The 22137-nt window shown below is 65.9% G+C and carries 24 protein-coding genes; 8 read left to right on the forward strand and 16 right to left on the reverse strand.

Annotated elements, in window-relative coordinates:
* Positions 1-221 precede the first annotated feature (221 nt).
* Complete coding sequence (locus tag BN1132_RS16690) at positions 222-1385, forward strand: FAD-dependent monooxygenase (RefSeq protein ID WP_042078917.1); 1164 nt, start codon at positions 222-224, stop codon at positions 1383-1385.
* Positions 1386-1423: 38 nt separating this feature from the next.
* On the opposite strand, the gene BN1132_RS16695 is transcribed toward BN1132_RS16690, so the two are convergent.
* On the reverse strand, positions 1424-2323 hold the full coding sequence (locus BN1132_RS16695) for a LysR family transcriptional regulator (RefSeq protein ID WP_042078918.1): 900 nt from the start codon (positions 2321-2323) through the stop codon (positions 1424-1426).
* A gap of 114 nt (positions 2324-2437) precedes the next feature.
* On the opposite strand from BN1132_RS16695, the gene BN1132_RS16700 reads away from it, so the two are divergent.
* Together BN1132_RS16700 and BN1132_RS16705 are read left to right on the forward strand one after the other, a co-directional pair.
* Positions 2438-2662 (forward strand): hypothetical protein, encoded by a 225-nt coding sequence (locus BN1132_RS16700; protein WP_042078919.1) that lies wholly within the window; start codon positions 2438-2440, stop codon positions 2660-2662.
* Entirely contained in the window at positions 2659-3312 is a 654-nt protein-coding gene (locus BN1132_RS16705) for an HAD-IA family hydrolase (protein WP_042078920.1), read from the forward strand. The genes BN1132_RS16700 and BN1132_RS16705 overlap by 4 nt, the downstream gene beginning before the upstream one ends.
* A 57-nt stretch (positions 3313-3369) precedes the next feature.
* Here the strand turns inward: BN1132_RS16705 and BN1132_RS16710 are convergent, their stop codons facing one another.
* Positions 3370-3972 (reverse strand): nitroreductase family protein, encoded by a 603-nt coding sequence (locus tag BN1132_RS16710; RefSeq protein ID WP_042078921.1) that lies wholly within the window; start codon positions 3970-3972, stop codon positions 3370-3372.
* 290 nt (positions 3973-4262) lie between these two features.
* Here BN1132_RS16710 and BN1132_RS16715 point away from each other — a divergent pair, with 290 nt between their 5' ends.
* Positions 4263-5810: a GGDEF domain-containing protein gene (locus tag BN1132_RS16715; protein ID WP_042078923.1), complete on the forward strand. Its 1548-nt coding sequence runs from the start codon at positions 4263-4265 to the stop codon at positions 5808-5810.
* A gap of 239 nt (positions 5811-6049) precedes the next feature.
* Entirely contained in the window at positions 6050-6523 is a 474-nt protein-coding gene (locus BN1132_RS16720; RefSeq protein WP_042078924.1) for a glycine zipper domain-containing protein, read from the forward strand.
* Positions 6524-6583: 60 nt separating this feature from the next.
* Here BN1132_RS16720 and BN1132_RS16725 read toward each other — a convergent pair whose 3' ends face one another.
* The 5 genes from BN1132_RS16725 to BN1132_RS16745 all read right to left on the reverse strand — a co-directional run bounded on the left by BN1132_RS16725 (position 6584) and on the right by BN1132_RS16745 (position 11586).
* Entirely contained in the window at positions 6584-7540 is a 957-nt protein-coding gene (locus BN1132_RS16725) for a D-2-hydroxyacid dehydrogenase (protein WP_042078927.1), read from the reverse strand.
* 100 nt (positions 7541-7640) lie between these two features.
* Entirely contained in the window at positions 7641-8399 is a 759-nt protein-coding gene (locus BN1132_RS16730; protein ID WP_042078928.1) for a DUF3530 family protein, read from the reverse strand.
* A gap of 200 nt (positions 8400-8599) precedes the next feature.
* Entirely contained in the window at positions 8600-9166 is a 567-nt protein-coding gene (gene efp, locus BN1132_RS16735) for an elongation factor P (protein WP_042078929.1), read from the reverse strand.
* Positions 9167-9210: 44 nt separating this feature from the next.
* Positions 9211-10386: an elongation factor P maturation arginine rhamnosyltransferase EarP gene (gene earP, locus BN1132_RS16740; RefSeq protein ID WP_042078930.1), complete on the reverse strand. Its 1176-nt coding sequence runs from the start codon at positions 10384-10386 to the stop codon at positions 9211-9213.
* Positions 10387-10542: 156 nt separating this feature from the next.
* On the reverse strand, positions 10543-11586 hold the full coding sequence (locus BN1132_RS16745) for a GMP reductase (protein ID WP_042078931.1): 1044 nt from the start codon (positions 11584-11586) through the stop codon (positions 10543-10545).
* 386 nt (positions 11587-11972) lie between these two features.
* On the opposite strand from BN1132_RS16745, the gene rloA3 reads away from it, so the two are divergent.
* Positions 11973-12464 carry a retropepsin-like aspartic peptidase RloA3 gene (gene rloA3 / locus BN1132_RS16750; protein ID WP_042078932.1) on the forward strand — a complete coding sequence of 164 codons (492 nt, stop codon included), beginning with the start codon at positions 11973-11975 and terminating at the stop codon, positions 12462-12464.
* A 68-nt stretch (positions 12465-12532) separates the two neighbouring features.
* Here rloA3 and BN1132_RS16755 read toward each other — a convergent pair whose 3' ends face one another.
* The 7 genes from BN1132_RS16755 to BN1132_RS16785 form a co-directional block, all read right to left on the reverse strand.
* Positions 12533-13975 (reverse strand): ATP-binding protein, encoded by a 1443-nt coding sequence (locus tag BN1132_RS16755; RefSeq protein WP_042078933.1) that lies wholly within the window; start codon positions 13973-13975, stop codon positions 12533-12535.
* On the reverse strand, positions 13972-14664 hold the full coding sequence (locus tag BN1132_RS16760) for a response regulator (protein WP_042078934.1): 693 nt from the start codon (positions 14662-14664) through the stop codon (positions 13972-13974). Before BN1132_RS16760 ends, BN1132_RS16755 begins: the two co-directional genes overlap by 4 nt.
* An 81-nt stretch (positions 14665-14745) precedes the next feature.
* The gene (locus BN1132_RS16765) at positions 14746-15378 is read right to left on the reverse strand and encodes a tetratricopeptide repeat protein (RefSeq protein ID WP_042078935.1); all 633 of its coding nucleotides are present in this window, start codon (positions 15376-15378) and stop codon (positions 14746-14748) included.
* A gap of 1 nt (position 15379) precedes the next feature.
* Entirely contained in the window at positions 15380-16228 is an 849-nt protein-coding gene (locus tag BN1132_RS16770) for an SDR family oxidoreductase (protein ID WP_042078936.1), read from the reverse strand.
* Positions 16225-16881 carry an iron-containing redox enzyme family protein gene (locus BN1132_RS16775; RefSeq protein ID WP_042078937.1) on the reverse strand — a complete coding sequence of 219 codons (657 nt, stop codon included), beginning with the start codon at positions 16879-16881 and terminating at the stop codon, positions 16225-16227. Before BN1132_RS16775 ends, BN1132_RS16770 begins: the two co-directional genes overlap by 4 nt.
* Positions 16878-18401 (reverse strand): AMP-binding protein, encoded by a 1524-nt coding sequence (locus tag BN1132_RS16780; RefSeq protein ID WP_042078938.1) that lies wholly within the window; start codon positions 18399-18401, stop codon positions 16878-16880. Before BN1132_RS16780 ends, BN1132_RS16775 begins: the two co-directional genes overlap by 4 nt.
* A complete protein-coding gene (locus BN1132_RS16785) occupies positions 18398-19063 on the reverse strand; it encodes a thermostable hemolysin (RefSeq protein ID WP_042078939.1) in 666 nt (221 codons plus the stop codon). The genes BN1132_RS16780 and BN1132_RS16785 overlap by 4 nt, the downstream gene beginning before the upstream one ends.
* A 194-nt stretch (positions 19064-19257) precedes the next feature.
* Here BN1132_RS16785 and BN1132_RS16790 point away from each other — a divergent pair, with 194 nt between their 5' ends.
* Both BN1132_RS16790 and BN1132_RS16795 read left to right on the forward strand, forming a co-directional pair.
* On the forward strand, positions 19258-19893 hold the full coding sequence (locus BN1132_RS16790; protein WP_042078940.1) for a class I SAM-dependent methyltransferase: 636 nt from the start codon (positions 19258-19260) through the stop codon (positions 19891-19893).
* 74 nt (positions 19894-19967) lie between these two features.
* A complete protein-coding gene (locus BN1132_RS16795; protein WP_042078941.1) occupies positions 19968-21185 on the forward strand; it encodes a winged helix-turn-helix domain-containing protein in 1218 nt (405 codons plus the stop codon).
* A gap of 79 nt (positions 21186-21264) precedes the next feature.
* Here BN1132_RS16795 and frdD read toward each other — a convergent pair whose 3' ends face one another.
* Positions 21265-21621 carry a fumarate reductase subunit FrdD gene (gene frdD / locus BN1132_RS16800; protein WP_042078942.1) on the reverse strand — a complete coding sequence of 119 codons (357 nt, stop codon included), beginning with the start codon at positions 21619-21621 and terminating at the stop codon, positions 21265-21267.
* A gap of 117 nt (positions 21622-21738) precedes the next feature.
* On the reverse strand, positions 21739-22137 hold the full coding sequence (locus BN1132_RS16805; RefSeq protein ID WP_042078943.1) for a fumarate reductase subunit C: 399 nt from the start codon (positions 22135-22137) through the stop codon (positions 21739-21741).

Here is a 22137-nt window from a genome sequence, read left to right on the forward strand (position 1 = left end):
AAATCGGCAGGGTCAAAGGACCGGCCATTTTACTCCGCAATCCCGGTGCTGACCAGTCTGGGGCCGGCCGCCGCCCCCCGGCCTCCCCGTGCCCGGCCTGGGATGGCCGCCGGCAATTGCGCGACTGGCGCACTGTTTCTCCCGTCGCCTTGCGCTATCATGCCCCATTCGGTTCGGCCCTTGCGCCCTCGTGCGGGGCGACTCCTTGCAGGAATCAAGTTATGGAACAGTGTGATATCGCCATCGTCGGCGCCGGCATGGTGGGCGCCGCCACCGCCTGTCTGCTGGCGGCAGAGGGCCTCTCCGTGCGGGTCATCGAGACCCGGCTGCCCGAGCCCTACGCCCCCGGGCAGCCGCTGGATCTGCGAGTCTCCGCCATCAGCCAGGCCTCGGTGGCGCTGCTGACCCGGGCCGGTGCCTGGCAATACCTGCAACAGATGCGGCTGTGTCCCTATCGCCGGCTGGAGACCTGGGAGCTGGATGGTTTCGCCACCCGCTTCGACGCCGCCGATCTGGGGCTGCCCCAGCTCGGCTACATCATAGAGAACCGGCTGGTGCAGCTCGCCCTGCTCAAGAGGATAGAGGATTTCCCGACCATCCAGACCCACACCCCGGCGGCGGTGAAAAGCCTGCGCCAGAGTGCGGAAGAGGCCGTGCTGACCCTGGACGATGGCACCGAACTTAGCGCCCGCTGGGTGCTGGCCTGCGACGGCGCCGAGTCCCACACCCGCCAATTGGCCGGGATCGGGGTGTCGCGCTTCGAGTACCGCCAGCACTGCATGCTGATCAATATCGACACCGACTTCGAGCAGGAAGACATCACCTGGCAGCAGTTCACTCCGAGCGGCCCGCGCGCCTTCCTGCCCCTGCCGGGCCGCCACGGCTCCCTGGTGTGGTACGACAGCCCGGCCCGCATCCGGGCGCTCACCGCCATGAGCCACGAGGCCCTGGCCGCCGAGGTGCGCCGCCACTTCCCGGCCCGGCTCGGCGGCTTCACCGTCACCGGCAAGGGGAGCTTCCCGCTGGTGCGCCGCCACGCCAACGACTATTGCGCCGGTCGGGTGGTGCTGCTCGGCGACGCCGCCCACACCATCAACCCGCTGGCGGGGCAGGGGGTAAATCTCGGCTTCAAGGACGTGGCCTGCTGGACCGAGTTGCTCGGCAAGGCGGGGGCCCAGTGGCATGCACCGGCGCTGGCGGCGCGCTACGAGCGGCGTCGCCGCCCGGACAACCTGCTGATGCAGTCGGGGATGGATCTCTTCTACGGGGTGTTCAGCAACGAGATAGGGCCCCTCAAGCTCGCCCGCAACCTGGCCCTCAATCTGGCGGACAAGGCGGGCCCCCTCAAGGAGATGGCGCTGCGCTACGCCCTGGGGTTGGTATAGGGCGTACGCCCTCCATTGCGTTAGAGGAGTCGCGCGTCCTATCCGCCTTGTCCTGGCTCTGGGTGCTCCGCCCTGACCAGGGTCAGGAAGCGATCCCGGATGGGATCCGCAAACTCCGGGTTCCACACCAGGCTTATCTCCCACTCGGACCAGGGGCCGAAGAGGGGGTAGAGGGTCACCTCCCTGCCCGCGATAAAGCCGACGCTGCGGGGCAGGATGGCGTTGCCGATACCGGCGGCCACCAGGGCCACCAGGGTCTGGATGTCTTCCGCCTCCTGGATGATGCCGTTCAGCCGGTTGGCGCCGAGGAAGCGGGCGATCTGCTGGCTGAGACCGGGGCAGCGATGGCCCACCATCTGCAGCAGGGGCTGGCGGGTCAGCGCCTGCGCCACGTCGAAGGCGGCGGGATCCGGCCCAATCAGCCGGGTGGGCACCGCCAGCACCAGCCTGTCCGTCAGCAATCTGTGCTCCCTCAACTGGGGCGCGTCTGGCCGACGCATAAAGCCCAGCTGCAGTCGTCCCGCCAGCAGCAGCTCCTGCTGGGTGGCGGAGGTCATGTCCTGCAGGTGCACCAGCACGTCCGGGACCTGCTGCTTGAAGCGGGCCACCAGGGAGGGGGCGAGTGCGAAGCTGGAGATCCCGAACCCTATCTTGAGGCGCCCGGCGGCGCCGCTCGCCAGAGCCAGGGCGTGCTGCTCGAATCCCTTGCCGTGATCCACCAGGGCGCGGGCCTGGGGAAGCAGCTGGAGACCGATGGCGGTCAGTTCGGCGCCATGGCGGCCCCGGTTGAACAGGGTGCTGCCGAGCGCGAGTTCCAGCCCCTGGATCTGCTTGGTCAGGGCCGGTTGCGTGACGAAGAGCCGGCTGGCCGCCTCCCGGTAGTTGGCGGTCTCGGCCAGCATCACGAATGCCTGCAACTGCCTCAGGTCGAATCTCATTCCATTTGGTTATCCAATGTGGCGATTTATTGATTATAAATTATCTAACTGCCTTGTTCTAATGGTCTAGAAACGGGCCTTCTTGCCCGCTGACCAGCCACAAGGAGTCATGCCATGTCGAGCGAACGCTATCTGTTTTTGATCAAGGGGAGCCTGGTGATGGCCCAGCCACTGGCCGCGCCGGAGACGGGGGAGCTGCTGACCAGCCTGCTGCAGCAGGGGTTTGTCGTGGGGCCCGTGCCGGTGTGGGCGAGCAATGCCGAGCAGGCGCTCGCCTGCTACGAAGAGGCGGTCCAGCGGCAGGCCTTCGTGGATGTGCTGGCGGGGAGAGCCGCATGACAGGGCTCACTCTGGAGGCGGCAGCCCTGCTGCTGGACATGGACGGCACCCTGGTGCACTCCACCGGCGAGGTGGAAGCCGTGTGGCGGCTCTGGTGCCGGCGCCATGGGCTGGATCCGGAGCCCGTGCTGGCCATGTGCCACGGGGTGCGCTCGCGGGAGGTGATCCGGGCGCTGGCTCCCTGGCTGGACCTGGCGTCTGAGGTGGCCCTGCTCGACGAGCTGGAGATCCGCCACGGCGGGGCGGCAGAGCCGATCGCCGGGGCCCGCGCCGTGCTCGACGGCCTGCCGGCGGATCGCTGGAGCCTGGTGACTTCCGCGAGCCACAGGGTGGCGCGCCACCGCCTGGGCAGCGCCGGATTGCCGCTGCCACGCCTCCTGGTCGGCGCCGAGGACGTGGTGCGGGGCAAGCCGGATCCCGAGCCTTATCTGCTGGCCGCAAGCCGGCTTGGCCTGGCTCCCGCCGACTGCCTGGTGTTCGAGGATGCGCCCGCGGGCATCGCCAGCGCGCTGCGGGCCGGCTGCCGGGTGGTGCAGGTCGGGGGAACCCAGAGGTGCGATCCGGCGGTCACCGCCCTGATCCCGAATTGGGGCCGGGTGACTGTGGTCGTGCAGGGCGCTGGCCAACTGCAGGTGCAGCTGACGGCCTGAGAGGCGGGCAGAAAAAGCCCCCGACTGACGGGGGCTTGAGCGGGCGAGGCGTCAGGATTACTTGAAGACCCGGAAGCGCACGTCGTCGTCGATGAAGGTCTTGTCACCGGCCGGCTGTTCTATGCTGCCGAAGGGCATCTGGGCGCGCAGCAGCCAGCTGGCAGGCAGGTTCCACTCCTGGCGGACCGCCTGGTCTATCAGCGGGTTGTAGTGCTGCAGGGAGGCCCCTATGCCCTCCTGGGCTAGGGTGGTCCAGACCGCGAACTGGGCGATCCCGGTGCCGTGTTCGGACCAGATGGGGAAGTTGTCGGCATAGAGGGCGAACTTCTGCTGCAGATCCTTGATGACGGCGGTGTCTTCGAAGAACAGCACAGTGCCGAAGCCTGAGCGGAAGCTGCCGTTGACCTTGGCTTCGCTCTGGGGATAGGCCTCTGGCGGGACTATCTTCTTGAGCTCGGCCTTGACGATGTCCCACAGCTTGTGGTGCTGCTCGCCAAACAGGATGACGGCACGGGAGCTCTGGGAGTTGAACGAGGAGGGGCTGTGCTTGACGGCATCCTTGATGAGCGCCGTCAGCTGGGCCTCGGAGTGGGTCACCCGGTTGCCCAGGGCATAGATGGTACGACGTACTTTGATCTGTTCGATAAACGGACTGCTCATAACATCTCCTTGGTTGCTGAATCATCGCCGCCAGTCATGCCGGCAAAGGCCATCTGGCTCCGATCTCTCGAGCCATCGACTATAACACCTTCCGCGCAGGAAACCGTCAACGCAGGGTGATGACAGTTTCTACTTTTTATGGATATTCACATGACGGGAGCGCATATGGTCGACGGAGACTGCTGATATCTTTTTTATCATTAACAGTAGACGTTAATGATTTCAATCAATACCTTGGTGGTTGTTTCAACTATAAAATGCATGACATATGACATTTTATAGGGGGTTGGATGGCTGCCACTATCATCAAGGAACGCTATTACATCTTGACCCCGCTGTCGTGCCTGCTCGGCGTCCTGGTGTTGATCGCCACCCTGCTGCTGGCGGCGGCCAGCTACCTGCGCAGCATCGACAAGACCATGGCAGGCTACGGCCACATGCTCACCTCCATCGACGCCACCCTGATCCATGAACTGGTGCAGGACAACCAGCGCCAGCTCGGCGTGCTGGAGTCCTCGCTGGACAAGCGGGCCATCGCACGGGGAGAGACGGCCATCAACCCGATCTGGGCCATCGCCCACCAGTTCAAGCACGACGCCCACTTCCTCTATTTCTACAACGCCCGCACCCATCGTCTCGACAGCTACCCCCACTGGCAGGCGCCGGCCGGCTATCAGGCACAGAAGCGCCCCTGGTATCAGGCGCTCTCCGGCGAGGGGGACGACCTCATCTGGTTTGGTCCCTACGAGGAGTTTGATTCCGCCAGCCAGGTCCTGACCCTGATCAAGCGCGTCAGGGATGACGAGGGGCAACTGCTGGGGCTGCTGATGGTGGACATGTCATTCAACACGCTGCAGGCGGCGCTGGGGCGGGCACTGGGAGGGGACAAGGCCGCCCTCTACATCACGGAGCGCAAGGGGGGGCAGCTGGTGGTGGGGCACAATCTGCAGCTGCGGCCGGTCGGCCTTGATCCTGAGAAGCAGGTGGCCGGGCTGGACGTGATCTGGGAGGGCAGCCACCTGAGGCACCCGCTGACGAACATCGGCTGGGATCTCAATCTCTATCTGCCCCCTGCCCACTTCCATGAAAACCTGCAGGATACCCTGCTGATGGTGGTGTTGCCCGCGCTGGCGCTGCTGTGCGTCTGGCTGTGCAGCCTGGTGTTTCTGGTGCGAATATTCCGCCAGGAGCAGGCCCTGGTGCAGGGCTCCCTCAGCGGTCTCGTCCAGGATGAGGCCCTGCTGGAGATCCAGCGGCGCCGGCGCACCTGGTTCGTGCACGGCAGTCTGGGGGAGATCAACCAGGTGAGAAACAGCCTGATCCAGGGCCAGGATGCCCTGCTGCACGATCCCCTCACCGGGATCATGAACCGGCGGGCCTTCGATCAGGACAGGGCCAGGCTGGATCAGGAGGCGGTCCCCTACTGGCTGGTCCTGTTCGATGTGGACAACTTCAAGGGCGTCAACGACAGCTGGGGCCACGGCGTGGGAGATGCCGTGCTGTTCCGGGTGGCGACCATCATGGCGAGGACCCTGGGGGAGGCCCAGGTCTACCGGATCGGCGGTGATGAATTTGCGGCCCTGCTGCCCTGGGAACAGGGTGAGGTAGAGTGCCGCCTGACCCATCTGCTGGCCCGGGTACAGGCGCTGCAGTGGCGCGAGTTTGAGGCGTCCATCACCCTGAGCGCCGGAGGGGCGCATTACCCGGAAGGTGCTCCCAACCTGCTCGAGCGGGCCGATGAATGCCTGTACCGGAGCAAGCACCAGGGGCGGGACTGCTGGCATCTGGCGTCCAGCCGGCCTCCCTCCGAGGGGGAGGTTGTGACAGTATCTGTCTGACCGTCATCATGATAAAAAGGGCCCTCGGGCCCGGGTGCGGGGTCACAGCGGGGATAATTTCCCGTGTGACCTTTTTTTTTGTTTAATTTTCATTGGGTTGCTCTATTTCACTCCTGAGTGTCGCGAAGAGGAGACAGACGGCCCGGCGATGACGGACCCGTTGCCCCGGTAGCGTTGGCCAGGCCGCTTTGTATAGTGCAGGGAAAATAATCAATCATCAGGTTTGACAGGAGTAGCCCATGAAGATGAAACCATATGGCGTGAGCGCACTGGCATTGCTGGGTGCACTGCTGTTGGGGACGGGCCAGGTGCAGGCGTCGGAGACCCTCAACACCATACTCGGCGGCGGTGCTGGCGGGGTGGCCGGGACCATGATCGGCAAGGAGCTGGGCGGCGACACGGGCGCCCTGGTGGGGGCGGCGATCGGCGGTGCCGCCGGTGGGGCCGCCACGGCCAACCGGGGCAACAAGAATGAGGCCGCCCTCGGGGGGGCCGTCGGTGCCCTGGGGGGCGCCGCCATCGGCAAGAGCGTCGGGGGTGACACTGGTCGCCTGATCGGGGCCGGCATCGGCGGTGCCGGCGGCTCCGCCATCGGCGCCAAAACCGGCGACACTCACGAGAGCAACAACCACCGCTATTACGACGACAGGCGCTATTACAAGCACCACAAGCATCACAAGAAGCACCGCAAGCACAGATGGCATGACGACTGATGCCGCGACAAGACGACAGAAAGGGGCCCTGGGCCCCTTTCTTGATCCCGCCGCGCGGTCTCAGACCAGGCGGTGCTGGCGCCTGCCAAGGTAGAAGGCGTTGATGTTGTCGATCAGCTGATCCGCGAGCCGCTGCATCGACTCCTCGCTGGCCCAGGCCACGTGGGGGGTCAGGATGAAGTTGGGGTAGCGCAGGGCCTGCATCAGGGGATGGTCCGGGGGCGGAGGCTCCACGCTTGCCACGTCGAAACCGGCGCCGCCGAGCCGGCCGTTGCCGAGGGCCTCCAGCAGGGCCTGCTCGTCCACCAGGCCGCCACGGCCCACGTTGATGAGCAGGGCCCCCGGTTTCATCATGGCCAGCTCCCGCTCCCCGATGAGGTGGCGGGTGTAGGGGGTGAGCGGACAGTGCAGGCTGATGACATCCGAGCTCTCCAGCAGGGCGTCCAGGGGCAGTCTGTCGTCATCGCCGGGAGTCCCTATCTGGCTCTGGGCATAGCGCACCTCCATGCCGATGGCCTCGGCCCGCTGCCCCAGGGCCTGCCCCAGGGTGCCCTTGCCGATGATGCCGAGCCGCTTGCCGTGCAGATCCGTGATGGGGTGGTCGAAGAAGCAGAACTGGCCGCTCTGTTGCCAGCGCCCTTCCAGCAGGGACTGGCGCCAGGCAAACAGGTTGCGCGACAGGGCCAGCATCAGCGCCATGGCGTGTTCGGGAACCGAGGGGCCCGAGTAGTTGCGGATATTGCACACGGCGACATTGGCGGCGCGACAGGCCTCCAGATCCAGGTTGTCGCTGCCGGTGGCCGCCAGGGCGATCAGGCGCAGCTCCGGCAACTGGGCCAGCTCGGCGGCGCCTATGCGGACCTTGTTGATGATGGCGATGCTGGCGCACTTGAGCCGCTCCACCACCTGATCCGGCGCCGTGGTCGGGTAGCTCTGCCAGTGATGGGGAAAATCGGGGCGGCGCAGATTGATGCCGGCGTCCAGGGTGTCGCTGTCGAGAAACACGATTTGCTGCATGAAGCCTCCTGCCATTGGTGCGGACATGATGCCAAAGATGGCGTGCCGCTGACCAGCCCGGGAGCGTGTCCGGGAGAGGCCCGCCTCCAGGGCGACGGGGTCAGATCCAGCCCAGGTGGGTCAGCCAGCCCTGGATGCGCCCGGGCGTCTCGTCCAGATCCATCAGGGCATAGGGACGATAGTTCAGCTTGTGGCTGCGGCGGCTCTCGCTCTTGCGCGCCTCGGCGGCCAGCAGAGGCCAGGTGCTGCCCTCCTCCTGATAGAGGTCCAAGGTGGGGATGCTGGCCTGTGCCACCTGCTTGGCCAGGGTCTGGTTGCTCTGCTGATTGGGGAAGAAGCCGTCGAGCAGGACCAGGGCATCGGGGGCCGGCAGCTGTTCGCTCGCGATGAGGTTGGCGGCCCAGGCCGCGCTGGTCCCCTGTGCCAGCAGCAGCCTGAAGCCCCCCTCCTGCAGCTTGGCGTCGCCGAGCTTGCTGATGCGGGTGGCAAACTGCTTGCGAAAATCGTCGATGGCCTGCTGCTTCTTCTCGGCGGCGGGATCCAGCTCCGTCTGTTGCGGCGAGGGGAGCAGCAGCAGGGTGTCGAAGCCGAGCCGCCCCAGATCCCGGGTCAGTTGCCACAGCTGGCCGCTTCGCTGCCAGTCAGGCAGCAGGATCGCGAGCCCCAGATAGCTGTCGCCGTCGTGCCTGGCGAACAGCACCCGCTGCTTGTCGACCTGGGTGCTGTCAGGCACCCCTTGCCAGTCGCCATTCTGCCAGTAGTCGGGTGGCACCAGGGGGGCGGGCTCGCCGGCCCGCGCCAGCCCGCCGTACAGGCAGCCAAGACTCAGCAACAACAGTGGTAACAACGCTCTGGCCATGGGCCCCTCGTGGATTGTCCCGGGATGGGTCTTACAGTTAGCGGCGGCGGCGGCCATTTCTGAAGGGGGATGCCTGGCTGGGCGCCATGGCCCGGGTATGCATGTCGCCGGTCGCCAGCCGGAGCGGGGCAGTCCGGTGACACGGCCAATAAAAAAGCGAGCCTGAGGCTCGCTTTTTGCAATGGGTTCGAGGGGTCAACTTAGTTGACGCGACGCTTGAACTCACCGGTGCGGGTATCGATTTCGATCTTGTCGCCGATCTCCACGAAGGCGGCAACGGCCAGCTCGTAGGAGGTGCCCTTCAGGCGGGCCGGCTTGGTCACTTTGCCGGAGGTGTCGCCACGGGCGGCCGGCTCGGTGTACTCGACTTCGCGAACGATGGTGGTCGGCAGCTCTACGGAGATGGCTTTCTCGTTGTAGAAAGTCACTTCACACAGATCTTCCATGCCGTCTACCAGGTAGTTCAGCGCGTCACCCAGGTTGTCCTTCTCGACGTCGTACTGGTTGTACTCGGTGTCCATGAAGACATACAGGGGGTCGGAGAAGTAGGAGTAGGTGCACTCCTTGCGCTCCAGTTGAACGACTTCCAGCTTGTCGTCGGCCTTGAATACGGTCTCGGTGGCGCTGCCGTTCAGCAGGCCTTTCAGCTTCATCTTGACCACGGCGGAGTTACGGCCGGATTTGTTGAATTCGGCTTTCTGGACCACCATCGGCTCGGTACCGATCATGACGACGTTACCAGCGCGGATTTCCTGTGCGGTTTTCATGTAAAAAATTCCTGTTCGTATACGGGCAGATAAAAACTGCCAGATTATATACGGCTTTCTAAAAATTTCACCAACCTCGTGACGAGATCCCCCTCGGCGAGCAACTTCTGTGACCAGGCTCGCGCATGTTGCTGCCAGTGTGCGGCATGGATCGGCCATTGGGCCCAGAGTTCGCGCACATCGTGCCCATGATTGAGGGCGTGATTGAAGGCGCGCAGCCACAGCGCCGCGTCGGTCGGCAGCGCCGCCAGATAGTGCGTGAGGAAGTCGTCCAGCTTGGCGATGTGAGCCTCGTCGTCCTGGGGATAGATGTGCCACAGGAAGGGCCTTGCCGCCCACTGGGCCCGCACGAAGGAGTCTTCCCCCCGCACCAGGTTGAGATCGCAGCTCCACAGCAGCCGGTCGTAACCGGCCTGATCCGTCATCGGCAGCAGCTTGATGCACAGGCTCCCCGCCTGCAGCAGATCTCCCGCTTGGGCCGTAGGGATGGCGTCTGCCAGCCCGGCCCCGGTGAGCACGTCCTCGAGGGCGCGCCCGAGCGGCAGCAGCAGGGTGACCGGCGTGGCGCTCTGGCTCCAGCGCTGGACCAGGCTCCTGAGCGCCGCGCTCTCATAGGTAAAGAGGCTGACCCTCAGCTCGTTTTCTCGTTTGGGTGGCAGGCCCAGGCTGGCCCAGTAGGTGGCAAGCCCCGTGTCATCCTGCTGCCAGGCATCCCGCTCGGCGATGAGCCCCTGCTCGCACAAGAGGCCGCCAGTTCTCGGCGTGAAGCCCGGGAAGAAGAAATACTTGTCGAGGCTCTGGCTGTCGACCCGCTGGGGGGAGGCGAGGCCGTGGCAATCCTCGACCCAGGCCTCGGCGCTGAGATATTCCAGGTTGATCCAGCAGGGGGGCGGGCTCTGCTCGGCCATGTGCGCAATGAAGGGGGCGGGCAGGGCGCAGGCGAAGGCCTCGATCACCACGCGTGCCGGCACGGCATTGGCGGGCAGCGCGTCGTGCCAGCGCTGGATATGGATCCCCTCGACCCACTGGGCTTCTTGTGCGGGATCCAGTCCGGGGCAGATGCGGGCAAAGCTGGCCAGATCGTCCACCCAGAGCCTGACCTTGCCGTGGCCTTCCCGCTGAAGCTGACGGGCGAGCCGCCAGGTGACGCCGATGTCGCCGAAGTTGTCCACCACGGCGCAGAAGATATCCCAGTCAAAGGGGGGCAGGGGGCTGCTCATGTCGGGGTCCAGATGCAAAAAAACCGGTGCGCAGGGTAGCACACCGGTGACTCGGCTTCTAACGGTCGGGCCGCCAACCCCCTCCCAGCGTCCCCCTTCGAAAGGGGGAGGAGTCAACACGCCCTCCCCTGGTGAAGGGGAGGGCTGGGGTTCCCGTTACTCCTTGCCGTAGACGTTGTTCTCCTGCTCCCGCACCCGGATGAAGGTGGTGCGCTTGGTGAGCTCTTTCAGCTGGCTGGCGCCTACGTAGGTACAGGTGGAGCGCACGCCGCCCAGAATGTCGCGCACGGCGTTCTCGACCGGACCGCGGTAGGGCAGCAGCACGGTTTTACCCTCGGAGGCGCGGTATTCGGCGACGCCACCGGCGTGCTTGTCCATGGCGCTGGAGGAGCTCATGCCGTAAAACTTCATGAAGGGTTCGCCGTCTACATCGACGATCTCGCCACCGCACTCCTCGTGGGCCGCCAGCATGCCCCCCAGCATCACGAAGTCGGCGCCGCCGCCAAAGGCCTTGGCGACATCGCCCGGGCAGGTGCAGCCGCCGTCACCGACGATCTGGCCGCCGAGGCCGTGGGCCGCATCGGCACACTCTATGATGGCGGAGAGCTGCGGATAGCCGACCCCGGTCTTGACCCGGGTGGTGCAGACCGAGCCCGGGCCGATGCCGACCTTGACGATGTCGGCGCCGGAGAGGATCAGCTCTTCGACCATCTCGCCAGTCACCACGTTGCCCGCCAGAATGACGTGGTTGGGGCAGGCTTCACGAATTTTGCGCACAAACTCGACGAAGTGTTCGGAGTAGCCGTTGGCCACGTCGACACAGATGAAACGCAGAGCTTCGGACATGGCGAGGATCTGGCGGGTCTTGGCGAAATCTTCAGCCGAGGTGCCGGTGGAGACCATCACATGGCCCAGCAGCGCCGGATCGGTCTCGTTGACGAAAGCTTGCCACTGCTCAAGGTTGTAGTGCTTGTGTACCGCGGTCATCATCTCGAAACCGGCCAGGGTGCGCGCCATGGCGAAGCTGCCGACGGTATCCATGTTGGCGGCGATAACGGGCACCCCCTGCCATTGGGTCTGGGTGTGCTTGAAGGTGAACTGACGGGTCAGGCTTACTTGGGAACGGCTCTTGAGGGTAGAGCGCTTGGGGCGGAACAGTACATCCTTGAAACCGAGCTTCAAGTCTTCTTCGATACGCATTGCGAATTCCTTATTGAGCCTTGTGAAAGTCACTGTTGCAGTGGGCAAAATTTTCGGCAGGCACAAAAAAACCGCAGGTTTTCAAGGCCTCCGGTTTACAACAGTGTAGGGAAAAATCCCGCCGGAACAAGACTGATAATTCACGAGGCCTTGTGGTAGCCTTTGGCGTCACAACCTCAGGATGGCAGCCAGTGTCATCCAGCACCTTCCTCCCCCCATTTCTTTCTGTTCCTCCCCTCTCTGTGGGGGCATGCACTGTGTCCGGCACGGCCTGTCGCCTGCCATCGGGGTGGCCGGGGGCGGTTCGCCCCGGGCCCGGAATCCGGTTGACCCGCCGGATGGCTGTGGTACATCTGGGCGCAACATCGGCAAGGCGAGAGAGCGAGATGAGCAAGAGAATGGCGAGCGCGGTCATGATGTGGGCCCTGTGTGGCAGTGCGGTGGCGGCGCCGGTCAGCTACGGCTGGATCGAGAAGGGGGTGATCATGCCCTACGGGGTGGCGGTCAAGATGAAGCTGGATACCGGGGCGCTCACCTCCTCCCTCGATGCGCGGGAGCTTCACCACTTCAAGCGCGACGGCAAGCCCTGGGTGCGCTTCACCCTGGCGCTGACCGATGCCAACACCGACAAGGCGGTGCGCCAGACCCTGGAGCGGCCGGTGGAGCGCAGCGTGACGGTGCGCGGTGCCGGCGGCATGGAGCAGAGGCCCACGGTGACCATGAGCATCTGCGTCGGCGACAAGGTCTACAAGGAGTGGTTCACCCTGCGGGATCGCAGCGAGATGATCTACCCCGTGCTGCTGGGACGCCGGCTGCTGGCGGAGCTGGGGCCGGTGGATGCGAGCCGGACCTTCACGGTGCAGCCCAGCTGCCGCTGATGTTCCGTGGAGATGAACAACGGGGGCCTGGCCCCCGTTTTTCATGGCTGGAATGCGGGCGGTGCAGCTCAGGCAGGGCGCAGGGGGGAGGGCAGCAGCACGCTCACTTCGAGCCCCCCTTCAGGCCGGTTGTGGATGTCGAGATCCGCCCCGTGAAGCTGGGCGATGCGCTGGACTATGGCCATGCCGAGCCCCACCCCGTCCCCCTGCTGGGGATTGACCCGGAAGAAGCGCTCGCACAGCCGTGACAGGGCGGCGGTGGGGATGCCGGGGCCGTTGTCCCGCACATCCACCCGGACCCGGTTGCCCTCCTGGCTGACCACTACGGCGATCTCGCCGCCCACCTGGGTGTAGCGCAGGGCGTTGTCGATGAGGTTGCCGAACATCAGCTCCAGCAGCATGGCCTGCCCCATCACCTGCAGGTGGCCGGCGCCCTCCAGGGAGAGCTGCTGGTCCTTCTTCAGGGCGATGGGGGCCAGGGTGGCCAGGGTGGACTGCAGCAGCGGCTCCAGGGCCAGGCTGGCGAGCGCCGGTGTCTGCTGGTTGTCGATGCGGGCCTGGGTCAGCAGCTGGCGGATCAGGCGATCGCTGCGATCCAGGGCCAGCTGCATCTTGCGCAGCGCCTGCTCGCGGCTCTGCTCATCCTCGGCTGCCATGGCGTTCTCGCTGTGGATGCGCAGCACCGCCAGCGGGGTGCGCAGCTCGTGGGCCGCCTCGTTGGTGAACTGCTTCTCCCGCTCCAGGGTGTCGGCCAGGGTGTGCATCAGGCGGTTGATCTCCCCCACCAGCGGCGTCAACTCCTCGGCCTTGATGGCCAGGTTGAGCGGGCTCAGGTTGGCGGGGTGCCGCTCGCCGATGGCTTGCGCCAGCAAGTGCAGCGGGGCCAGGCCACGGGTGACCAGCCACCACAGCAGGCCGAGCAGGAAGGGCAGGGTGATGAAGAGCGGCAGCATGGTGAGGGTGGCCATCTTGCTGGCCAGCTCGCCCCGCTCGTCGTCCCGCTCCGCGACGATGAGCCAGGTCTGCTCATCCTCGTTGTAGAGGGTGAAGGTGCGCCAGTCGTGGCCGTCGCGATGCACGGCGCCAAAGCCCAGCTCCGGCTTGCCGAACAGCTGGCGCGGCGCGCTGGGGGAGCGCAGCAGTATGTTGCCCTCGCCGTCGGTCAGCTGGAAGGTGAGGTTGCGCTCGAACTCGTGGCCATAGGGGGTGAACTCGTTGTCCTGTCCGATCTGGCCGAAGCCGCTCGGCTCCTGGTGGGGGGCGTTCGGCACGGCCTGCTCCCACTCCTGATAGATGGCGCCGTTGCTCGGCAGGTCGCCGCGCTGTTTCAGATAGCGGTCGAGCAGCTGGTTGGTGATGCGGGCGGACTGGGCCAGACGGGCATCAAACAGCTCCTCCATCTCGTGATTGGCCTCCAGATAGCCGATGAGGCCGCTGACGGCGAGGCTGACGCTGACCAGGGCCAGGATGCCGGAGAGCAGGAAGCGGCGGATGGAGCGGACGCGACTCATGGGGCCGGGGCTCCCTTGCCGCCCGTGACATCGAGCTGGGGCACTATGTAGCCGACGCCGCGGATGTTGCGGATGAGCTCGGGGAAGAACTTCTTGCGCAGGTGGTGGATGTGCACCTCCACCGCGTTGCTCTCGGCCCCCTCGTCCCAGCCGTAGAGGCTCTGCTGCAGCTGATCCCGGCTCAGGACCCGGCCGCTCTGGGTGATGAGCTCCTGCAACAGCTTGTATTCGTGGGGGGTCAGCCTGACCGGCTCGCCTCGATAGGTGACCTGCTGTGACGCCGGATAGAGCAGCAGCTCGCCGTACTCCAGCTCGGCCTGGGCCTGCCCCTTGCTGCGGCGCACCAGGGCGCGCAGGCGGGCGTTGAGCTCCTGCAGGGCGAAGGGCTTGACCATGTAGTCGTCGGAGCCCGCATCGAGCCCCAGCACCCGGTCGTCCAGGGCATCCCGGGCGGTGAGGATGAGCACCGGCAGGGTCTGCCCTTCCCGGCGCAGCTTGCGCAGCAGGCTGATGCCGTCGATATCCGGCAGGTTGAGGTCAAGGATGAGGGCGGCGAACTCCTCGCTCTTGAGCGCCGACAGGGCGGGCAGCCCCTGTTGCAGCCAGTCCACCGTGTAGCCGCTGCCGCGCAGGGCATCCACCATGCCGTCCCCCAGCATCACATCATCTTCCACCAACAGGATCCGCATTATCTTCTCCCTCAAACGACACTGCCCACCAGTATGCAAGCTGGTGGGCAGAGTTTAAATAGCGCACTGATCTGCTTGCGTTTACAGCTTGGCGAGGCGCTCGCGGATCTCCGCCCTGCGCCCCTCGTCCGCCACCTCGCGGCCCGGTCTGGCGGGGGCGGCCAGGGCCTTGTCCAGGTAGATCCTTGCCTGCACCTTGTCCCCCTGATCCAGCAGGAAGTCGCCGTAGAAGAAGTTGGGGTCGATGCCGGTGGGGTTGATGGCCAGCGCCTGCTTGAGCAGTTGCTCCGCCTTCTCGTCATCGCCGAACCCGACCGGCCAGCCCGGCACCTGGTAGTAGAGGGAGCCCAGGCTGGTGTAGGCCGAGCCGTCCAGCGCAGCGGGATCCTGCTTGATGGCGATCTCCAGCCTGGCCTTGGCCTCCTTCACCAGGCCCAGCGCTCCCAGGCCACCCTTGGCGCCGGCCCAGGTGCTCTTGACGATGGCGGACCAGATCAGCAGATCGGTGCGAAACGCCTCCTTGGCGCTCGCCTCATCGGCCTTTGCACTCAGGGTCTCCAGGCAGCTCTCCTTGGCCTTGCCGGTCTGCTGGTACTGGCAGTGGGCCCACTGCTGCTGGATGGTGGGCAGGGCATCGGCGGCCTGGGCCTGCATGATTCCCAGGGTGAGCAGCAGGGCGCCCAGGGCGATACGGGGGGATGTGGCGTGTTTCATCTCAATGTTCCTTCTCGTTCGTGGCACAGGGGGGCGGGCTCTGGTGCCCGGTGGCAAGGGGGAGCGAGCGGCGGGCGTGGCGCTCGATGACGGGATGCTGTCTGGCCAGCGCCCTGTCCACCACGGCGGGCAGCAGGGCGTTGAGCCGCACGAACAGCTTCTCCGGCCAGCCGAGCCAGCTGCGGCGTGTCTCGTTGCACAGGGCGATGACGGCCTCCTCGGCCACGTCCTGGGGGCTGTCGGTGTGGGTGCCGAGCTCGGCATTCATGGCGTAGGCCGCCTCGGAATTGAGGTGGGTGCGGGTGGCGCGGGGGGCGAAGTGCAGCACCTTGATGCCGGTGCCCTCCAGCTCCCGCCCCAGCGCCTCGCTGAAGCCCCGCAGGGCGAACTTGCTGGCGCAGTAGACGCTGTACCCGGCATAGCCGATGGCCCCCAGGCTGGAACCTATGTTCATGATGATCGCGGGCTTGCGCAGCCTCGGCAGCAGGGCGCGGGTGAGCTGGATGGGGGCCTCGACGTTGAGCAGCAGCTGGCGCTCGACCTGCTCGCTGCTCTGATCCTCCAGCCAGGCAAACTGGTTGCAGCCCGCGCCGTTGATCAGCACGTCCAGCCCCTCGTCCAGGGCCGGGTGCTGCAACAGCCTGGCCCGCTCCTGGGGCGAGCCCAGATCGGCGGTCACCGTCTGGTGGCGCTCCGGATGCGGCAGCTCCTTGCGCAGGCGTTCCAGGGCGCCGGCCCTGCGTCCGTGCAGCAGCAGGTGTGCGCCCTGGGCCGCCAGCTCCATGGCCAGGGCCTCGCCTATGCCGCCGCTGGCGCCGGTGAGCAGTATGCGTTTTCCTTCGAGCTTCATTGGCCGGATCCCGTGAGCTGATAGAGCATGTCGCCATAGAGGCGGTAGACCACGCGGGCCGCGTGAATGATGGCGGCCTGATCGGCCTGGTCTTCCACCCGGTTCATCAGGGATTCGAAGAACTTGAGGTGCTCCTGATCCAGGGCGCCGTGGGAGCTGAGGTAGCTCATCGCCTGGGGCGGCAGACCCAGACCGCTCCTGAGCTGATCGGCGATGGTCAGGGCGATGGCGACGCTGGTGCCCTCCAGCACCTGCACCATGCCGAAGAAGCCCATGGGGTTGCCGCGCTGGATCTGGTCGTAGAGGAAGGCGACCATCAGCTCGATGGGGAGCCCGGGCCGGCCGTGGCGCACCGCCTCGGCATCGCCGCCGCAGGCGCGGATGTCATTGAGGATCCACTCCTGGTGGCCGTACTCCTCGTCGATGTACTCGCGGATGGCGCCGCGCACCCACTCGTACTCCTGCCCCAGCCTGCCGCCGGTGGCCATCAGCAGCGGCACCGTGTGGCGCACGTGGTAATAGGCCTGTGCCAGGAAGGCGAGGTAGGTCTCCCGGCTGATGTCGCCACGGCGGCAGGCCTCGATGATGGGAGCATTGAACAGGCGCTCGCGCTCGCCGGCGGTGGCTTGTTGCAGGGTCTGATAGAAACTCATGAAGATTCTCCTGTGAGGCCTTGTGTCAGGCATTGGTCGATCTGCCGGGAAAAGTGCTGATAAATCTCGTTGCGACGGGGGCGACCGTTGGCGGTCAGCAGGCCGGGGTGCTGATCCAGCGCCACCGGCAGCCAGTGATGGATGCGGGCGTAGTCGGGCAATTGCCGGTTGAGCCGGGCTATCTGTTCGGCCAGCTGGGACTGGCTGCCCGGCAGCGGCTGGATCAGGGCCACGTTGGCGGGCTGGCCGTCGCCGAAGATGACGATGCGGGCGATGGCCGGGCAGAGCTGGGCCTGGGCCTCCACCCATTCCGGCGAGAAGTTGCGGCCGAAGGCGGTGATCTGCACGTTCTTCTTGCGCCCCGTGATGTGGAGATAGCCCTCCTCGTCCAGATGGCCCAGATCGCCGGTGGCGATCTGCGGGTCAGCAGGCTTGCCTGTGGCAAGCGGGTTGGCCGCGGCGCCCTCTTCCCCCAGGTAGCCCAGCATGGCGCTGCCGCTCACCATGACCTCGCCGTCGGCGGCGATCGTCACCCGGCAGTGGGGCAGGGGCAGGCCGACGCTGCCCGGGCGATCCCCCAGGGGGCCATTGAGGGCGACCACGGAGCCGCACTCCGACAGCCCGTACCCCTCGTAGACCGGCAACCCCGCCGCACGGGCATGGCCGATGAGATCGGGGGCGACCTTGCCGCCACCGACGGCGACGAAGCGCAGCCCCCTGAGCCCTTCGGCCAGCACAGGATTGGCGCCGCACAGGGCCAACAGCAGGCGCAGCAACTCGGGCACCAGCACCAGGCTGTGGCTGGGCCATCGCAACAGGGCCTGAGCCAGGGTGGCGGGATCCAGCTTGCTGGAGCCCGAGAAGCCGAGTTCCCCCAGGGAGGGGATGCGGCTGCTGGCACCGGTGAGCAGCGGCACGTAGAGACCGGTCAGGTTCTCCAGCAGGGTGGTGAGCGGCAGCAGGGTCAGGTGTTGTTCCACCCTGGCCGGGGCGACGCGCTCGGCCAGAGACTCGCAGACCGCCGTCATCTGCGCCAGCGACAGGCAGACCCCCTTGGGCTGGCCAGTGGTGCCCGAGGTATAGGTGATCTTGGCGGTGCCCGCCGGCAGCTCGGGCAGGCTGGTTGGGATGCGGCGCCACAGGGGCACGGCCTGCTCATCCGGCCTGCCTGCCATCAGCACGAACGGCGCGGCCGCCTGCCATCCCTGGTGCTCGGGTCCCACCAGGGCATCGGCCCCGCTGCTTTCCAGCAGCCAGGCCTGCTGCGCCGGGCTGAAGAAGTGAGGCACGGGGATGACCACGATCCCGGCCCGGGTGCAGGCCAGATCGATCAGGGCCCAGGGCAGACCGTTGTCGAGCTGCAGGGCCAGGCGGCGAATGCCGGCGTGCTGCAAGCGGTCGGCCAGGCGCTGGATCTGCTGCCACAGGGTCCGGTAATCCAGCTCTCCCTGGCTGCCTTGCAGTGCGGGCTGTCGCGGCGTCAGGCTGGCGTGGCGGGCGATGGCGTCGAACAGGCTCATTGAGCGCACCTCTTGTCATGGCCGGCCTGGTCAAAAAGCATGGGCATGGGCCCCAGCAGGTTGAGCAGCAGGCTGCTCTGGGCGAGCACCTCGCGCCCCTGGTTGAGGTCGCCCGCCATGACCCTGGGCTGACAGCGGTAGTACTCCCCCCAGGCGCTGGCGTCTGCCCCGACCTGGTGGGCCTCTGCGAGTGCCAGCTCCACCGGGTTGAGGCGCAGCCGGGCAAAGCTGTTGCGAAGCTTGGCGGTGCCGGTGAACACCACGTAGTCGAGGGCGTTGTCGCACAGCAGCCGGCACAGGGCGGCAAACATCAGGCGGGCATTGCCCGGCTCGCGGCAGGCGAGGTTGCCCACTTCGATGATGCGGCTGCGGGCCGGACGTACCCCGAGGCGGGTCTCGATGGCGGCCTCGACGGGCTGTTCCAGGTACTGCTCCAGATAGAGGGGATGCTCACGCTCGCCATGGCTGGCCTGGTTGAGGCCGCAGGCGCCGACCAGCACGCCGTCTGCCCGGTAGAGTCCGAGCAGGCAGGGCAGAAAATGGGGGATGCGGGCGTTGAATTCGAGGGTGTAGGCGGCCTGGATATAGGCTTGCAGCGCCATGACCTGCTGCTCTGATTCGGCCAGGATCAACCTGTAGGGGGCTTGGATCTCGCTGGTCATGGTTGGCTCCTTCTCTTGGAATGGGTTGAGAGTAAAAGGGCAAACTTAAGAAACCCTTAAGGAGCGAAAAAAGGAGGAAAAATGCGAGGGGCACCCGAAGTCGGGCGCGGGAGACGACCCGGCTGAGACAAAACAGTTGCCAGCGGCGGGCGTGGCAGGCAATCTGCCCCGCTGTCGCCATCCGAGGAGTCCCCATGCCAGCCCCTTGCCCTCTCTGTTCGTCCTGCCGAAGTTACCCCCTGCCGGTGGCAGGCAAGGCGTATCACCGCTGCCTGGCGTGCGAGCTGGTCTGGCTGGATGAGGCGGATCACCTGGACGAAGCGGCCGAGAAGGCGGTCTACGACGATCACGACAACCGGGTGGACGATCCCGGCTATCGCCGTTTCCTGATGCGGGCCTTCGGGGAAGTGCTGGCCCGGGTGCCGCCTCCTGCCAGCGGCCTCGACTTTGGCTGCGGCCCGGGCCCGGCGCTGGTCGCCATGGGGCGGGAGTCGGGCTTCGAGATGGCGGGTTACGACAAGTTCTACGCCAACGATCCCGAGCTGCTGTCGCGGGAGTATGACTTCATCACCAGCACCGAGGTGGTGGAGCACCTCGCCGACCCCCGCGCCGTGCTGGACGGCCTCTGGGCCCGGCTCAAGCCCGGTGGCGTGCTGGTCGTGCAGACCCAGCGGGTGCTGGGGGACGAGCGCTTCAGGACCTGGCGCTATCGCCAGGACCCCACTCACATCGTCTTCTTCGCCGAGGCCTCGTTCCGCGCCCTGGGAGCGTGCTGGCGGGCAGAGGTCGAGTTTCCCCATGCCGATGTGGCCGTCTTCACCAAACCCTGAGCCGGGCGTTTCCATTTGCCGCCGAGTTGGGCATGCTGGTGCTTTGCAACCTTGGAACGGATGCCCTTATCTTCATGTCGATTCCCCATCTCTCCCTGCAGGACGCCCGCCATCTGCAGCTCGCGGCCCAGGGTCTGCTGACCCCGCGCCGCACCAAGGCCGCCCCCGCCGATCTGCTTGACTGCATCCGTCGCATGGCGCTGTTGCAGATAGACACCATCTCGGTGGTGGCCCGCAGCCCCTACCTGGTGTTGTTCAGCCGCCTCGGCCACTACGACCCCGCCTGGCTGGAGCGGCTGCTGGCCGAGGGCGACCTCTTCGAATACTGGGCCCACGAGGCCTGCTTCGTGCCCCGGGAGGATTACCGGCTGCTGCGCCATCGCATGCTGGATCCCGCCGCCATGGGCTGGAAGTTCTCGGCCCAGTGGCTCAAGACCCACGGGGAGGAGATCGAGCAGATCGTCGAGCGCATTCGCCTGGAGGGCCCGGTGCGGGCTGCCGACTTCGAGCGCAAGGGGGGCAAGGGCAATGGCTGGTGGGACTGGAAGCCGGAGAAGCGGCACCTGGAGGCGCTGTTCACCGCGGGCCGCCTGATGGTGCGCGAGCGGCGCAACTTCCAGCGGGTCTACGATCTCGCCGAGCGGATCATCCCCGAGTGGGACGACGAGCGGGATCTGCCGAGCCTCGAGCTCGCCCAACGGGACATGGTGCGGGCCAGCTGCCGGGCGCTGGGGCTGGTCAAGACCGGCTGGGTGGCGGACTACTATCGCCTGCGGCGGGGCAAGTACGACGCCCTGCTCCATCGGCTGGCGGACGAGGGGGAGCTGTTGCCGGTGCGGGTGGAGGGGTGGCAGCACGGTGCCTTCGTGCACGCGTCGCTCGCGGGCGAGCTGGCGCAGGCCCAGGCGGGCACCCTCAAGGCGACCCACACCACGGCGCTCTCGCCGTTCGATCCCCTGGTGTGGGATCGCAAGCGGGCCAGCGAGCTGTTTGGCTTTGACTACCGCATCGAGTGCTACACCCCGGCCCCCAAGCGCCAGTACGGCTACTTCGTGCTGCCCCTGCTGCATCGCGGCAGGCTGGTGGGCAGGATGGACGCCAAGGCCCACCGCAAGGAGGGGGTGTTCGAGGTCAAGAGCCTCTACCTGGAGCCGGGCGTCAGGGTCACCCAGATCCTGGCCCGGGAGCTGGACAAGGCACTCCGGAAGCTGGCGGACTGGCACCAGACCCTGCAATTGAGATACGGCGCCGTGCCGGCGCCCCTGCTGGCGCTTTGGGCGGCGGGGGCATAACCCCCAACCTCCTCCTTGAAAAGGGGGGGGATAAAAAAACCGGGCGCTTGGCCCGGTTTCTCATTGCGTCAGGATGTGCTTACTGGAACACCAGCACCATCAGCAGACCGACGGTGATGGCGGACACCAGGAAGGCGAAGCCGTAGAACACATAGTGGTGCAGCTTGGTGGTGTGGATCCCCAGGTCATGCAGGCCGTGGTAGATGCGGTGCATGCCGTGCCAGATGGGCAGGGCGATGATGGCCAGCAGGATGCAGGCCCCCCACCAGGAGCTGGCGAAGGCGAGCACGCGCTCGTAGCTCATGGTCTCCACGTCCATGATGCCCATGGGCACCAGCAGACCGGTAATCAGGACAATCACCGGCAGCAGCATGGCAACCACCATGCCACCGGCACCAAACAGACCCCAGTATATTGGCTCGTCAGAACGTCTCATGCTTTTTCCTCAAATCAGGATTAATAGCGATATCGTGGCAACCTTGCTGACGCACGGGGTCCGGGGCCAGGCTGGCTCCAATAACCGGGTTCGTCAGAACGTTTCAGGGTTTTCTCCTCAGGCCACGATGATCAGGACAAGCAGGGATACCACCGCCAGCGCCAGATACTGGGCGATGACGATCGGCTTCTCCGGCACCAGGTCTTCACCACGGAAGATGCGCATGGCTTTCGGGGCCAGTGCGAACCAGGTCTTGGCGTGGAACAGGCAGGCTGCCAGGGCGACGACGTGGAACAGGATGGCGACCGGGCTCTGCAGGGATTCCAGCCAGCCGTTGAACGCCTCCTGACCCTGGACCAGGCGCATCAGACCCCACATCAGCACCACGGCGTAGATGGAGACGAAGATGCTGGTGCCTTCGCGGATCATGTAGCCGGTGTAGAAGGCATTCTTCAGCCACCAGTCTTTCTTCATCTCGCGCACGTAGGGCTTACGTTTGCTCTCAGTGTTGTTCAT

The organism is Aeromonas sanarellii, assembly GCF_000820085.1.
Classification (GTDB): domain Bacteria; phylum Pseudomonadota; class Gammaproteobacteria; order Enterobacterales; family Aeromonadaceae; genus Aeromonas; species Aeromonas sanarellii.

Bases quoted from the DNA above. Each gene is read 5' to 3' on its own strand.
- BN1132_RS16755 (WP_042078933.1), bottom strand. From the start codon at position 13,975: ATGAGTCGCGTCCGCTCCATCCGCCGCTTCCTGCTCTCCGGCATCCTG.
- BN1132_RS16705 (WP_042078920.1), top strand. From the start codon at position 2,659: ATGACAGGGCTCACTCTGGAGGCGGCAGCCCTGCTGCTGGACATGGAC.
- BN1132_RS16785 (WP_042078939.1), bottom strand. From the start codon at position 19,063: ATGACCAGCGAGATCCAAGCCCCCTACAGGTTGATCCTGGCCGAATCA.
- BN1132_RS16745 (WP_042078931.1), bottom strand. From the start codon at position 11,586: ATGCGTATCGAAGAAGACTTGAAGCTCGGTTTCAAGGATGTACTGTTC.
- BN1132_RS16715 (WP_042078923.1), top strand. From the start codon at position 4,263: ATGGCTGCCACTATCATCAAGGAACGCTATTACATCTTGACCCCGCTG.
- BN1132_RS16710 (WP_042078921.1), bottom strand. From the start codon at position 3,972: ATGAGCAGTCCGTTTATCGAACAGATCAAAGTACGTCGTACCATCTAT.
- efp (WP_042078929.1), bottom strand. From the start codon at position 9,166: ATGAAAACCGCACAGGAAATCCGCGCTGGTAACGTCGTCATGATCGGT.
- BN1132_RS16700 (WP_042078919.1), top strand. From the start codon at position 2,438: ATGTCGAGCGAACGCTATCTGTTTTTGATCAAGGGGAGCCTGGTGATG.
- BN1132_RS16760 (WP_042078934.1), bottom strand. From the start codon at position 14,664: ATGCGGATCCTGTTGGTGGAAGATGATGTGATGCTGGGGGACGGCATG.
- BN1132_RS16730 (WP_042078928.1), bottom strand. From the start codon at position 8,399: ATGGCCAGAGCGTTGTTACCACTGTTGTTGCTGAGTCTTGGCTGCCTG.
- earP (WP_042078930.1), bottom strand. From the start codon at position 10,386: ATGAGCAGCCCCCTGCCCCCCTTTGACTGGGATATCTTCTGCGCCGTG.
- BN1132_RS16765 (WP_042078935.1), bottom strand. From the start codon at position 15,378: ATGAAACACGCCACATCCCCCCGTATCGCCCTGGGCGCCCTGCTGCTC.
- BN1132_RS16725 (WP_042078927.1), bottom strand. From the start codon at position 7,540: ATGCAGCAAATCGTGTTTCTCGACAGCGACACCCTGGACGCCGGCATC.
- frdD (WP_042078942.1), bottom strand. From the start codon at position 21,621: ATGAGACGTTCTGACGAGCCAATATACTGGGGTCTGTTTGGTGCCGGT.
- BN1132_RS16690 (WP_042078917.1), top strand. From the start codon at position 222: ATGGAACAGTGTGATATCGCCATCGTCGGCGCCGGCATGGTGGGCGCC.
- rloA3 (WP_042078932.1), top strand. From the start codon at position 11,973: ATGAGCAAGAGAATGGCGAGCGCGGTCATGATGTGGGCCCTGTGTGGC.
- BN1132_RS16790 (WP_042078940.1), top strand. From the start codon at position 19,258: ATGCCAGCCCCTTGCCCTCTCTGTTCGTCCTGCCGAAGTTACCCCCTG.
- BN1132_RS16770 (WP_042078936.1), bottom strand. From the start codon at position 16,228: ATGAAGCTCGAAGGAAAACGCATACTGCTCACCGGCGCCAGCGGCGGC.
- BN1132_RS16775 (WP_042078937.1), bottom strand. From the start codon at position 16,881: ATGAGTTTCTATCAGACCCTGCAACAAGCCACCGCCGGCGAGCGCGAG.
- BN1132_RS16805 (WP_042078943.1), bottom strand. From the start codon at position 22,137: ATGAACAACACTGAGAGCAAACGTAAGCCCTACGTGCGCGAGATGAAG.
- BN1132_RS16720 (WP_042078924.1), top strand. From the start codon at position 6,050: ATGAAGATGAAACCATATGGCGTGAGCGCACTGGCATTGCTGGGTGCA.
- BN1132_RS16795 (WP_042078941.1), top strand. From the start codon at position 19,968: ATGTCGATTCCCCATCTCTCCCTGCAGGACGCCCGCCATCTGCAGCTC.
- BN1132_RS16780 (WP_042078938.1), bottom strand. From the start codon at position 18,401: ATGAGCCTGTTCGACGCCATCGCCCGCCACGCCAGCCTGACGCCGCGA.
- BN1132_RS16695 (WP_042078918.1), bottom strand. From the start codon at position 2,323: ATGAGATTCGACCTGAGGCAGTTGCAGGCATTCGTGATGCTGGCCGAG.